Raw genomic sequence first — 12,860 nt, 5'->3', positions numbered from 1 at the left:
GTGTTCGCCCGTGCAAAGCTGGTCGGGCCCGGCGGGGCAGGCCGCCCCGCCCTCCCCACACCCTTCCCAGGAGGGAACGTTCATGGGCATGGCAGACCAGTTCAAGGACAAGGCCGAGCAGCTCAAGGAGCAGGCCCGGCAGGCCAAGGGCAAGGCGAAGAACGAGGCGTCCGAGCGCGCCGCCCAGGGCCGCGACCGCTCCCAGGACGAGACCCAGAGGGCCCAGCAGGAGGCCCAGGACCGCTTCGACCAGGACTACGACGCCTGACCCCGGCCCCCGCGCCGGACCCGAGGGCGCACCCGGTGCGGACACCGGGTGCGCCCCCCGTGTGTGTCGGCGCGCCGGTCACCACACCCGGCCGAACGCGTGACGGGCCGAAAAGTGGTACGCAGCCGGGCGCGGATCTTCGTACGGTGGCGCCCATGGCCGTACTTGAGCGACTGCGATCCGACCACGCCCCCGCCCTGCTCGCCTTCGAACGCGAGAACAGGGCGTACTTCGCCGCGTCCGTTCCCGACCGGGGCGACGCGTACTTCACCGACTTCGAGGAGCGGCTCCGGGCGCTGCTCGACGAGCAGGAGACCGGCACGATCCACTTCCACGTCCTGCTGGGGGAGGACGGGGAGGTCCTGGGACGGTTCAACCTCGCCGACGTCGCCGACGGCGGCGCCGAGCTGGGCTACCGGGTGGCCGAGCGGGCCGCGGGGCGGGGCCTGGCGACCGCCGGGGTGCGGCAGGTCTGCCTGCTGGCCCGGGAGACGTACGGACTGAGCAGGCTGACCGCCGTCACGACCCTCGACAACGGCGGCTCCAGGGCGGTCCTCGGCCGCGCCGGTTTCGGCGCGGTCGGCAGCGTGACCCTGGACGGCCGCGCGGGCACCTCCTACGAACTGGACCTCGGGGTGGCGTACGGGGTGGCCTACGGGATGGCCTCCTGAGGATCCCGTAAGGGCGGGGCCGTACGGGGATCCCGTAGGGGACGAGCGGTACGGGATCCCCCTGGGGCCCCCGGAGCGCGGGGGCCCTTGAGGGGCGGGCTCAGGGTCTCGGCGGCAGTTCCGGGCGGGAGCGGTCCGGCAGGTCCTCGTATCCCGGGGGCCGGGCCGCCGGGGTCTTCGCGAGGAGCGAGAGGGCCACGTGGACCGCGTCGTCGAGCTGCGCGTGCCGGCCCTCGGCCCAGTCGAGCGGGGTCCGCAGGGCCGCCAGGTCCGGTTCCACGCCGTGGTTCTCCAGGGACCAGCCGTACTCGGGGAACCAGGCGGCGTTCATCGGCACGGTGATCTGCGTGCCGTCGCCGAGCCGGTGGCGGCCGGTCATCCCCACCACCCCGCCCCAGGTCCGCTGGCCGACCACCGGGCCGAGCCCCAGCAGCCGGAACGCGGCGGTGATCATGTCGCCGTCCGAGGAGGTGGCCTCGTCGGCCAGGGCGACGACGGGGCCGCGCGGGGCGTTCGAGGCGTAACTGACGGGCTGCGCGTGACGGGTGAGGTCCCAGCCCAGAATCTTGCGGGTCAGCTTCTCGATGACCAGCTCGCTGATGTTGCCGCCCGCGTTGCCCCGTACGTCGACGATGAGCGCGGGCCGGGAGACCTCCATCCGCAGATCGCGGTTGAACTGCGCCCAGCCCGAGCCGCCCATGTCGGGGATGTGCAGATAGCCGCAGCGCCCGCCGCTCAGCTCCCGTACCACCGCACGCCGTTTGGCCACCCAGTCCTGGTAGCGCAGCGGACGCTCGTCGACGAGCGGGACCACCGCGACCCGGCGGGCCCGCCCCTCGCCCTCGGCGGGGGTGAAGGTCAGCTCGACGGTGGTGCCGCCGGTCCCGGAGAGCAGCGGATACGGTCCCGCCACCGGGTCCACCGGCCGCCCGTCGACATGGGTGAGGACGGCGCCCGGCCGGATGCCGGTGCCCGCGAGCGGGGAGCGGGCCTTGGAGTCGGACGACTCGCCCGGCAGGATCCGCTTCACCGTCCAGCCGGTCTCGCGCGGCACCAGATTGGCGCCGAGCAGCCCCATGGGCCGCTGGTAGTGCGGGGGGCCCTCGTTGCGGCGGGCGGGCGTGACGTACGCGTGGGAGGTGCCGAGTTCACCGAGGACCTCGCGGAGCAGATCGGCGAACTCGTCGGGGGAGGCGACCCGTTCGACCAGCGGCCGGTACTGGTCGAGGACGCCCGGCCAGTCCACCCCGCCCATGCCGGGCTCCCAGAAGTAGGCCCGGACGATCCGGCCCGCCTCGTCGAAGGCCTGCCGCCACTCGGCGCCCGGATCGATGTCGTGGAGGATGCGCCGCAGGTCCAGATAGACGGTGGAGTCGCCGTCCCCCGCCTCGGTCGCGGGCACCGCCCGCAGCTCGCCCTCGTCCGCGACGACGAGCCGGGTGCCGTCGCCGCTGACCGCGAACCAGTCGAGATCGGAGGCCAGTTCGCTCTTGCGGGCCTTGGTGATGGAGAAGTGCTCCAGGGTGGGGCGGCCCGAGGTGTCCGCAGGGTTGGCGAAGGTCTCGCCGAGCGCGCCCGAGATGGGCCAGCGCAGCCAGACCAGGCCGCCGCCGCTGACCGGGTGCAGGGCGGAGTACTTGGAGGCGGCGACCGGGAAGGGCGTGACCCGCTCGGCGAGCCCCTCGATCTCCACGGTCACCGTGCCGTCCGCCGCCTCCGTGTCGTCGTCCGCCGGATCGAGCCCACCGGCCGCCGGACGCCCGTCCGGGAGCAGCGCGAAGGGGGACGGGGTCGCGGAGGAGAGCGGTACGAGATAGGGGCGGCAGCCCAGCGGGAACGACAGGTCCCCGGTGTGCACGTCGTACACCGGATCGAAGCCCCGCCAGGAGAGGAAGGCGAGATAGCGCCCGTCCCGGGTGAAGACCGGGTTCTCGTCCTCGAAGCGCCCGTTGGTGACGTCGACGACGGTCCGGGGCCCGGGACCGGAGATCCGCGCCATCTTGATGGACCGCAGGGAGCGCCCGATCCCGGGGTGCGACCAGGTGAGCCAGGCCCCGTCGGGAGAGAAGGCGAGGTCACGGACGGGACCGTTGAGGGAACGGATCAGCTCGGTGACGCCTGGTGTCGCCGGTGCGTCTGGGGTGTCCGGTTCGGTTGGTGTGGCGGGTGTGGCGGGTGTGGCGGGTGTGGCGGGTGTGGTGGGTGTGGCCGACGTGGCTGATGCGGCTGACGTGGTTGGCATGGCTGGTGTGACTGATGTGGCAAGTGCGGCCTGTGCGTCCGGTGTGGCTGGTGCTCCCGGTGCTCCCGGTGCTCCCGGGACTCCTGGCACTCCTGCTGCTCCCGGTGTCCCTGGCGTTCCCGGTGCCCCCGGCGCCCCGGCGTGTTCCCGTGTGGCGGGGCCGGCGTCGCTTCCGTCGCTCCCGGCCGAGGGGCTTCCTGGCGCGGGGCTCCCGGCCCCGTCCCCGGCCGGGGTCTCCGGCGCACCCCCCGTCTCCCCTGTTTCCCCCGTCTCCCCCGTCGCGTCGACAAGCAGCAGGCGGCCGTCGTGGGAGGCGAGGGCGAGGCGTTCGCCCGAGGGGTCGGAGACCATCTCCTCGACGCGTCCGAGGTCGCCGGAGGCCAGGAGGCGCGGGGGGCGGTCGCCGCTGGCGCGCGGCAGATAGGCGACCTCCACGGCGTCCTCGCCGCCCGCGTCGGTGACGTACGCGACCTGTCCGCCGCTGCCGAGCATCTCGGGGAGCCTGACCCGGACGCCCGGGGTGTCGACGATGGTGCGGGCGGGGCCGTCGCGGTGGGTGAGCCAGTAGAGGCTGCCGCGTACGGAGACGGCGCTGGCCCGGCCGGTCTCGTCGACGGAGACCGCGTCGACGTGGTGGGCGGTGGGCACCTGGTAGGTCCGGCGGCCGACGCGCTGCCCGCCGAGCCGGACCTCCAGCCTGCGGGGGCGGGAGTCGGGGGTCAGCGCGTCGACGATCCACAGCTCGCCCGCGCACTGGTAGACGACCCGGCGCCCGTCGCTCGACGCGTGCCGGGCGTAGAAGGCGTCGTGGTCGGTGTGGCGGCGCAGGTCGGAGCCGTCGGGCAGACAGGAGTAGAGGTTGCCGACGCCCTCGTGGTCGGAGAGGAAGGCGACCCGCCCGCCGACGGCCATGGGACTGTCGATGTGGCCGCCGAGGCCGGGCAGCAGCCGCTCGCCGTGCAGCCAGAGGCGGCCGGTGGCGCCGCCCCGGTAGCGCTTCCAGGCGGCCGGTTCGTGCGGCGGCTTCCCGGTGAGCAGCAGGGTGCGGCGCTCTCCGCCGTGCTCGGTGACGGCGATGTCGGAGACCGGGCCCCAGGGCATGCGGCCGCCGGGGGAGCCGTCGGTGGGGACGGTGTAGGCCCAGGAGTAGTACGAGAAGGGCTGACTGTGCGAGGAGACGGCGAGGATGTCGGAGTGCCCGTCCTCGCCGGGCGGGGTCCAGCCGCAGACCCGGGTGTCGGTGGAGCCCCAGTAGCTGAGCCGCCGGGCGGGCCCGCCGTCGATGGGGACGAGATGGATCTCCGGATCGAGGCTGTGCCAGCTCGTGTACGCGATGTGGCGTCCGTCCGGCGAGAAGCGCGGGTGCCCGACCCGGGTCCGGTCGACGGTGAGCCGCCAGGCACGTCCCGGGCGGTGGCCCTCGGGGACGAGCGGGGCGATCCACAGATCGTCCTCGGCGGCGAAGCACAGCAGATCCTCGTGGAGATGCGGGAAGCGGAGATACGCGGCGTCGTCACTCACCTCCTCATGCTTTCCGGGGGGAGGAGGCGGGGCAACTCGTACGTGTGTTTTCCCCGTACGGGGCACGGGTGACGGGCCGCCCGCGAGAGGGCCTCCGCGTCCGGTACGACGCCCGGCTCCGGCCCCGGGCGACACCCGGCCCCGCCCCGTAGAACCTCCGGCCGCGCCCCGTACGACCCCCGTGCGACCCCCGTACGGCCCTCGTACGACCTCCGTTGGACCCCCGTACCCCCTCCGTACGACTCCGGTCCCGTGCGCCCCGTCCGCTGTGGCGCAGGACACGTACGAAACGGTTTCGTTTCGCTCTTGGCCGCGGGTAGAGTCCTGGTGTACGAAACCGTTTCGTTCGCGCCGGAGGTTCGCGTGGCCCGCAGCAGACTCACTCCCGAGCGGGAGAACGAGCTGTACGGGGCCGTGATCGACCTGCTGTGCGAGGTCGGCTACGACGCTCTCACCATGGACGCCGTCGCCGCCCGCACCCACGCCAGCAAGGCCACCCTCTACCGCCAGTGGGGGAGCAAGCCGCAGCTCGTGGCCGGAGCCCTGCGCCAGGACAAGCCGGTGTCGATCGACGAGATCGACACGGGAAGCCTGCGCGGCGACTTCGCCGCCATGCTGGACCGGATGGACGACTGCGAGATGGAGCGGGACACCGCGCTGATGCGGGGCCTCGCCCATGCCGTCCACACCCACCCCGACCTGCTCGAAGCCCTGCGCGACGTGCTCGTCGAACCCGAGTTGACCAAGCTTCGCGTGGTCCTCGACCGAGCGGTCCGCAGAGGTGAGATCGACGCCGACAACCCGGCGCTCGACTTCTTCCCCCATCTGCTGATCGGCGCGTTCGTCGCCCGCCCGTTGATCGACGGAAAGTCCCTGGACGTCGCTTTCCTCAGAGCCTATGTCGACGCCGTCGTGCTCCCCTCACTCGGCGTCTGATCCACACAGCACCACCCGTTTCACCCGCACCACCTGACTCGTACCGCTCACGACGTCGGGCCGGCTCCCCATGCCCTGTCCCACCCCACACCGGGAGTACGCCCCCGTGGCCACGTTCCTCTACAAGCTGGGCCGTCTCGCCTTCCGGCGCCGACGGCTCGTCGCCCTCCTCTGGGTGGCCCTCCTGGCGGTCGCCGGGATCGGCGCCGCCACCGCCCCCGCAGCGCCCACCAGTTCCTTCTCGATGCCCGGCACCGAGGCCCAACGCGCCTTCGACCTGCTCGAAGAGCGCTTCCCCGGCGGTGCCGCCGACGGCGCCACCGCCCGGATCGTCTTCCAGGCCCCCGAGGGCCGGAAGGTCACCGACCCGGCGCACAAGGCCCTCGTCGAGCAGACCGTGGCCTCGCTGAAGTCCGGCTCGGACCAGATCGCCTCGGTCACCGACCCGTACACCGCGCACGCCGTCTCGCAGAACGGCTCCACCGCCTACATCTCCGTCGCCTACAAGGTCAACGCGATGGAGCTGACCGACGCGACGCGCGAGGCGCTCACCGAGGCGGGCGAGGACGCCCGGGGCCAGGGCCTGACCGTCGAACTCGGCGGCGACGCCCTCATGAGCATGCCCGAGGGAGGCGCGGGCGAGGCCATCGGCGTCGTCATCGCCGGCATCGTCCTCGTCATCACCTTCGGCTCCCTCGTCGCCGCCGGTCTGCCGCTGCTCACCGCGATCATCGGCGTCGGCATCGGCGTCTCCACGATCGGCGCGCTCGCCAAGGTCCTCGACCTCGGCAACACCACCTCCACCCTCGCGATGATGATCGGCCTCGCCGTCGGCATCGACTACGCCCTCTTCATCGTCTCCCGCTACCGCGCGGAGCTGGCCGAGGGCCGCGAGAAGGAAGAAGCCGCGGCCCGCGCGACCGGCACCGCCGGTTCCGCCGTCGTCTTCGCCGGACTCACCGTCGTCATCGCCCTGGTCGGCCTGGCCGTCGTCAACATCCCGATGCTGACGAAGATGGGCTTCGCCGCCGCGGGCACCGTCGTGATCGCCGTACTGATCGCGCTGACCCTGGTCCCCGCCCTGCTCGGCTTCGCCGGTGACAAGGTCCTCGGCCGCAAGCAGCGCAAGGGCGCCAAGGGCACCGAGGGTGCCAAGGGCGCCCGGACCGCCGACGCGCCCGCCGTCCGGGACAACGGCGGCACCCGCTGGGCCCGCTTCGTCCTGCGCCGTCCCATCCTGGTGCTGCTCGTCGGCGTCCTCGGCCTCGGCGCGATCGCGCTGCCCGCCACCTCGCTGAAGATGGGCCTCCCCGACGACAGCGTCAAGCCGACCTCGGCCACCGAGCGCCGCGCCTACGACGCCCTGTCCGACGGCTTCGGCCCCGGCTTCAACGGCCCGCTGCTCGTCGTCGTCGACGGCGACAAGGCGACCGCCGACAAGGCCGTCACCGCGATCAAGTCCCTCAAGGGCTGGGCCGCCGTCACCCCGCCGGCGCCCAACGAGGCCGGCGACGCCGCCATGATCACCGTGATCCCGAAGGACCGCCCGTCCTCGGCCGCCACCGAGCAGCTGGTCCACGACATCCGCGCCGCCACCGGCGACGAGGTCATGGTCAGCGGCGCCCCCGCGATGAACATCGACTTCTCGCAGAAGATGAACGACGCCCTGATGCCGTACCTGGCACTCGTCGTCGGTCTCGCCTTCGTCCTGCTGATCCTGGTCTTCCGCTCGGTCCTCGTCCCCCTGAAGGCGGCCCTCGGCTTCCTGCTCTCGGTGGTCGCGGCCCTCGGCGCGGTCGTCGCGGTCTTCCAGTGGGGCTGGCTCGGCAGCCTCTTCGGGGTCGAGCAGACCGGCCCGATCATGTCGATGATGCCGATCTTCATGGTGGGCGTGGTCTTCGGCCTCGCGATGGACTACGAGGTCTTCCTCGTCACCCGCATGCGGGAGGCGTACGTCCACGGGGAGCGGCCCGCCGAGGCGATCGTGACCGGCTTCCGGCACAGCGCCCGGGTGGTCACCGCCGCCGCGGTGATCATGATGGCGGTCTTCGCGGGCTTCATCACCATGAGCGACCAGATGGTCAAGATGATCGGCTTCGGCCTGGCCGTCGCCGTCCTCTTCGACGCCTTCGTGGTCCGTATGGCGATCGTCCCCGCCGTCCTCGCGCTCCTGGGCCACAAGGCCTGGTGGCTGCCGAAGTGGCTGGACCGCGCCCTGCCCAACGTCGACGTGGAGGGCGAGGCGCTCAGCAAGACGTCCGCGACCGACGAGACCGCGCACCCGGACCTGGTGAAGGTCTGACCGCACGGCCCCCGGCCTCACGAGGCACCTCGCCAGGCATCTCGCGTAGCTGCTCGCAAGGCACCTCGTAAGGCCCTTCGTAAGGCCTGATCCACCCGGTCCGCCGGGACCCGCGCCGCCGGTACGTCGTCATCGACGTGCCGGCGGCGTCCGTGTGTCGACGGCGGCGTACGTGTGCCGCAGGAAGCGCCGCAGGGTCTGGCTGTCGAACTGGACGACCGTGACCCCGTCCGCCGTGTGCAGCTCCACCACCGTCTGCACCCGGCCGCAGGGCCACACCTCGATGTCACCGCGCCGGGTCGGGGCGCGCAGCCCCTTCTCCAGGAGGGAGCGCGGGAAGGACCACTCGACCGCGTCGGGGAAGCCGAAGCGCACGGTGGCGGGGGCGGAGCCGGGGTCGTAGCGGAGGGACACGGGTACGGGGCGGGAGAGCGGCGCGTCACTGATGATGCGGCCCTTGGCCCGGTCCTCGACGGGTCGATCGGCTGCGGCGGCCATCGAAGGCTCCTCAGGATTGTCCTCTTGTCGACTAATGTCCCACTTCTTCCCCGGATGCGCGCGACTATGCTCCGTCGTTCCGAGCCCCGGGGCCCGTGCTCCGCCGTTTCCGTGACCCATGCGCTCTTGCAAGCCCTTCGCAACAGCGCTCATCATTCAGACTGTGCATGTACCTGACGGTTTCATCAACGCGCCCGTCTCGGCCGCCGCCGGAGTCCTCGCCGCCGGGGCCGTCGCCGTGAGCCTGCGCGGCGCGCGCCGCGAGCTGGACCAGCGGACCGCCCCGCTCGCCGGACTCGTCGCCGCCTTCGTCTTCGCCGTACAGATGCTGAACTTCCCGGTCGCCGCCGGGACCAGCGGACATCTGCTCGGCGGCGCGCTCGCCGCGATCCTCGTCGGCCCCTGGACCGGCGTCCTGTGCATCGCCGTCGTCCTGCTCATGCAGGGCGTCCTCTTCGCCGACGGCGGACTCACCGCCCTCGGCGTGAACATCACCGTCATGGGCGTCGTCACCGTCGTCGTCGCCTACGCCCTCTTCCGGGGCCTCGTCCTCCTGCTGCCCCGCACCCGCGCCTCCGTGACGGCGGCCTCCTTCCTCGCCGCCCTGGTCTCCGTACCGGCCGCGGCGACCGCCTTCACCGGCATCTACGCGATCGGCGGCACCACCGACGTCCCCGTCCCCAAGGTCCTCACCGCCATGGTCGGCGTGCACGTCCTCATCGGCATCGGCGAGGCCGTCATCACCTGTCTGACCGTCGGCGCCGTCATCGCCGTCCGCCCCGACCTGGTGTACGGCGCCCGGGGCCTGACCGCCCCGCTCAAACTCCGCGTCGGCGGGGTGCTGGTCGACGCCCCGACCGCGACCCCGACCGCGACCCCGACCGCGACCCCGGCCCCGACTCCGACCCTGACCTCGGCCCCGACCCCGATCAGGGCTTCGGCCCCGGCCCGTTCCCCGCGCGCCCTCTGGGCCGGTGGTGTCGTCACCGCCCTCCTCCTGGCCGGATTCGTCTCCTTCTACGCCTCCGCCAGCCCCGACGGTCTGGAGAAGGTCGCCGCCGACCAGGGCATCGACGCCAAGGCCGAGGACCACGCGGCGGCCGGTTCCCCGCTCGCCGACTACGGCGTCAAGGGCGTTCAGGCACCCCGGCTCTCCGGCGGTCTCGCCGGGGCGATCGGCGTCGGCGCCACGCTCGCCGTCGGCAGCGGCGTCTTCTGGGCCACCCGCCGCCGGGCCGCCCAGACGTCGGGGGCGGCGGCCGAGACGGCTTCGGTATCGGCCCCGGCATCGATCCCGGCATCGGCGGCCCCGGCATCGGCCCCGGCGCCGACGGTCACCGAATCGCCCAGCTCGCCCAGCTCACCCCACTCGCCCGACTCGCCCCCGGACGCCCGCTGACATGGGCGCGGGGCACGCGCACCAGCTCTACCGGCACGCCCGCTCGCCGGTCCACGAGCTGCCCCCGCAGACCAAGCTCGTCGCCGTCCTCGGCTTCGTCGTGGTCGTCGTCTCCACCCCCCGCGAGGCCGTCTGGGCCTTCGCCCTCTACGCGCTGCTCCTCGCGGGCGTCGCGGCCACGGCCCGGGTCCCGGCAGGACTCCTGCTGCGCAGGCTGCTCATCGAGCTTCCGTTCGTCGCGTTCGCGCTGCTCATGCCGTTCGTCGTGCCCGGCGAGGAGACCCGCGTCCTCGGGGTCACGCTGAGCGTCCCCGGCCTCTGGGGCGCCTGGAACGTCCTCGCCAAGGGCACCCTCGGCGTCGCCGCCTCCGTCCTCCTCGCCGCCACCACCGAACTGCGCGCCCTGCTCCTCGGCCTCCAGCGGCTGCGGCTTCCCCCGTTGCTCGTCCAGATCGCCTCGTTCATGATCCGCTACGGCGACGTCGTCACCGACGAGCTGCGCCGGATGTCCGTGGCCCGCCGCTCCCGGGGCTTCGAGGCCAGGGGCGTACGCCACTGGGGCGTCCTCGCCAAGACGGCGGGCGCGCTCTTCATCCGCTCGTACGAGCGCGGCGAACGGGTCCACCTCGCCATGGTCAGCCGGGGCTACACCGGCACCCTGCCCGTCCTCGACGAGACGGCCGCGACCCGCGCCCAGTGGGCCCGCGCCGCCGTGCTCCCGCTCGCCGCCCTCCTGATCCGCCTCCCGGGATGGACCCCATGACCGCTCCCGCCCACCCCTCCCTCGTCGTATCCGGTCTGGCGTACGCGTACCCCGACGGGCATCAGGCCCTCTACGGCGTCGACCTGACCGTGGCGCGCGGCGAACGGGTCGCCCTCCTCGGGCCCAACGGCGCGGGCAAGACCACCCTCGTCCTGCACCTCAACGGCATCCTGACGCCCGGCGCGGGAACGGTCACCGTCGCCGGGCTGCCCGTGGGCCGCCGGCACATGGCGGAGATCCGGCGCAAGGTCGGCATCGTCTTCCAGGACCCGGACGACCAGCTGTTCATGCCGACCGTCCGGGAGGACGTGGCCTTCGGTCCGGCCGCCGCAGGGCTGCGGGGCGACGCGCTCGACACGGTGGTCCGCCGGGCCCTCGACCGGGTGGGCATGGCGGACTTCGCCGACCGGCCCCCGCACCACCTCTCCTTCGGGCAGCGGCGCCGGGTCGCCGTCGCCACCGTCCTCGCGATGGAACCGGAGATACTCGTCCTCGACGAGCCCTCCTCCAACCTGGACCCGGCCTCACGCCGCGAACTCGCCGACATCCTGCGCGATCTGGACGTCACCGTCCTGATGGTCACCCACGACCTGCCGTACGCCCTGGAACTCTGCCCGCGCGCGGTGATCCTCAGCGAGGGCGTCATCGCCGCCGACGGCCCGACCGGCGTGATCCTCGCCGACGAGGAACTCATGGCCCGCCACCGCCTGGAACTGCCGTTCGGCTTCGTGCCGCAGTCGGTCGCCTGACGCCCCCGGAATCCGCCCCGGGCCCGCCGCGTTGCACCATGGACGGTCGAGAACCGGACATGTGCGACGAGCGAGGAGTGGGGACGTGGACGTCCAGGGCACGGTGGCGGCGGGCTGGGAGCCCGTCAGGGACGCGTTCCTGCGTAACTTCGAACAGCGCGGCGAGCGCGGCGCGGCGGTCGCCGTCCACCACGACGGGAAGACGGTCGTGGACCTGTGGGCGGGCAGGAAGGACGCGGACGGTCCGGGCGCCCCCGGCACCCCTGAAGGGACGAGCGGCGCGGGAAGGACCCGTACGGGAGACCCCGAGGCCCTGTCCGACGCGGGAGCGGCCCTTACGGGAGACCCCGAGGCCCTGTCCGGCCCGGGAGCGACCCCTACGGGAAACCCCGAGGAGGCGGGCGCCCCCACCTCCGCCCCCACCCCCTGGACCGCCGATACCGCCCAGGTCGTCCGCTCGGCCACCAAGGGCGTCGCCGCCGTCGTCCCGCTGCTCCTGCACCAGCGCGGGCTGCTCGACCTGGACGCCCCGGTGGCCGCGTACTGGCCGGAGTTCAAGGCGGCGGGCAAGGAGCGCGTCACCGTACGGGAGCTGCTCGCGCACCGGGCGGGCGTGCCCGTCCTGGACCGGCCGCTCACCCTCGCCGAGGCCGTCGACCTGCCGACGGCGGCCGCCGCGATCGCCGCCCAGGCCCCCGTCTGGGAGCCCGGCACCGCCCACGGCTACCACGCCCACACCTTCAGCTGGCTGCTCTCGGGCCTCGTGCACCGGGTCACCGGCCGGACCATCGGCCGGTGGGCCGCCGAGGAGATCACCGGTCCCCTCGGCCTGGACCTGTGGATCGGACTGCCGGACGAGGAGGCCCACCGGGTCGGCCGGATCGGCCCCGTGGAGGAGACCGAACCGCCCGGCGGCGGCGGGCTCAGGCTCCGCCCCAAGCGCGCGGTCACGGAGGCGTACCAGGACCCGGACTCCCTCACCCGGCGCGCCTTCGCCGTCATCGACCCGCGCCCCGACGAGAACGACCCGGCCTATCTCGCCGCCGAACTCCCCGCCTCGGCCGGAGTGGCGACGGCCCGCGCGCTCTCCCGCTTCTACGCGGCGCTCCTCGGCCCCGTGGACGGCGCCGCCCGGCTCCTCACCCCCGAGAGCCTGGCGCTCGCGGGCACCGAGCAGTCGGCGGGCCAGGACCGGGTGCTGCTCGTCGGCACCCGCTTCGGCCTCGGCCACATGCTGCACGGACCGGCGTCCCCGCTGCTCGGCCCCTCCTCCTTCGGACACCCGGGCCGGGGCGGCTCGCTCGGCTTCGCGGACCCGGAGACGGGGGTGGCCTTCGGCTACGTCACCAACGGCATGCGAAAGACGGTCACGGCGGACCCGCGCGCCCAGTCCCTGGTCAGGGCGGTGCGGACGGCGCTGGACGGAAGGGCCTGAGACCGCCCGCGCACCCCTCCCGCAGGCCCTTCCCCGCGTCCGCCGGGCGCTTTTCCGACCGCCGGGGTCTGGCGCG

General features: G+C 73.4%; 10 protein-coding genes. 8 read left to right on the top strand and 2 right to left on the bottom strand.

What is annotated here, in order from left to right; genetic code table 11:
• The first annotated feature begins 88 nt into the window (after positions 1 to 88).
• Positions 89 to 268, top strand: a complete 180-nt coding sequence (locus BU197_RS20935; protein WP_411158509.1) for a hypothetical protein — start codon at positions 89 to 91, stop codon at positions 266 to 268.
• A 155-nt stretch (positions 269 to 423) separates the two neighbouring features.
• A complete protein-coding gene (locus tag BU197_RS20930; RefSeq protein WP_188269826.1) occupies positions 424 to 939 on the top strand; it encodes a GNAT family N-acetyltransferase in 516 nt (171 codons plus the stop codon).
• A 100-nt stretch (positions 940 to 1,039) separates the two neighbouring features.
• On the opposite strand, the gene BU197_RS20925 is transcribed toward BU197_RS20930, so the two are convergent.
• Positions 1,040 to 4,702 (bottom strand): S41 family peptidase, encoded by a 3,663-nt coding sequence (locus tag BU197_RS20925; protein WP_188269825.1) that lies wholly within the window; start codon positions 4,700 to 4,702, stop codon positions 1,040 to 1,042.
• Between the two features lie 363 nt (positions 4,703 to 5,065).
• Here BU197_RS20925 and BU197_RS20920 point away from each other — a divergent pair, with 363 nt between their 5' ends.
• Complete coding sequence (locus BU197_RS20920) at positions 5,066 to 5,638, top strand: TetR/AcrR family transcriptional regulator (RefSeq protein ID WP_188269824.1); 573 nt, start codon at positions 5,066 to 5,068, stop codon at positions 5,636 to 5,638.
• A gap of 106 nt (positions 5,639 to 5,744) precedes the next feature.
• A complete protein-coding gene (locus BU197_RS20915; RefSeq protein ID WP_188269823.1) occupies positions 5,745 to 7,940 on the top strand; it encodes an MMPL family transporter in 2,196 nt (731 codons plus the stop codon).
• 129 nt (positions 7,941 to 8,069) lie between these two features.
• Here the strand turns inward: BU197_RS20915 and BU197_RS20910 are convergent, their stop codons facing one another.
• Entirely contained in the window at positions 8,070 to 8,438 is a 369-nt protein-coding gene (locus tag BU197_RS20910; protein WP_188269822.1) for an SsgA family sporulation/cell division regulator, read from the bottom strand.
• A gap of 163 nt (positions 8,439 to 8,601) precedes the next feature.
• On the opposite strand from BU197_RS20910, the gene BU197_RS20905 reads away from it, so the two are divergent.
• The 4 genes from BU197_RS20905 (at position 8,602) to BU197_RS20890 (ending at position 12,784) form a co-directional block, all read left to right on the top strand.
• The gene (locus BU197_RS20905) at positions 8,602 to 9,837 is read left to right on the top strand and encodes an energy-coupling factor ABC transporter permease (RefSeq protein ID WP_188269821.1); all 1,236 of its coding nucleotides are present in this window, start codon (positions 8,602 to 8,604) and stop codon (positions 9,835 to 9,837) included.
• Between the two features lies 1 nt (position 9,838).
• Positions 9,839 to 10,600, top strand: a complete 762-nt coding sequence (gene cbiQ / locus BU197_RS20900; RefSeq protein ID WP_188269820.1) for a cobalt ECF transporter T component CbiQ — start codon at positions 9,839 to 9,841, stop codon at positions 10,598 to 10,600.
• On the top strand, positions 10,597 to 11,349 hold the full coding sequence (locus BU197_RS20895; protein ID WP_188269819.1) for an energy-coupling factor ABC transporter ATP-binding protein: 753 nt from the start codon (positions 10,597 to 10,599) through the stop codon (positions 11,347 to 11,349). Before cbiQ ends, BU197_RS20895 begins: the two co-directional genes overlap by 4 nt.
• A gap of 85 nt (positions 11,350 to 11,434) precedes the next feature.
• Positions 11,435 to 12,784, top strand: coding sequence for a serine hydrolase domain-containing protein (locus BU197_RS20890; protein ID WP_317452334.1), 1,350 nt, complete (start codon positions 11,435 to 11,437; stop codon positions 12,782 to 12,784).
• The last annotated feature ends 76 nt before the right edge of the window (positions 12,785 to 12,860 follow it).

Source organism: Streptomyces sp. CBMA291, from assembly GCF_014596525.1.
GTDB lineage: Bacteria > Actinomycetota > Actinomycetes > Streptomycetales > Streptomycetaceae > Streptomyces.
The sequence above is the reverse complement of the archived record's forward strand: the minus strand, read 5'-3'. Positions and strand labels throughout refer to the sequence as shown.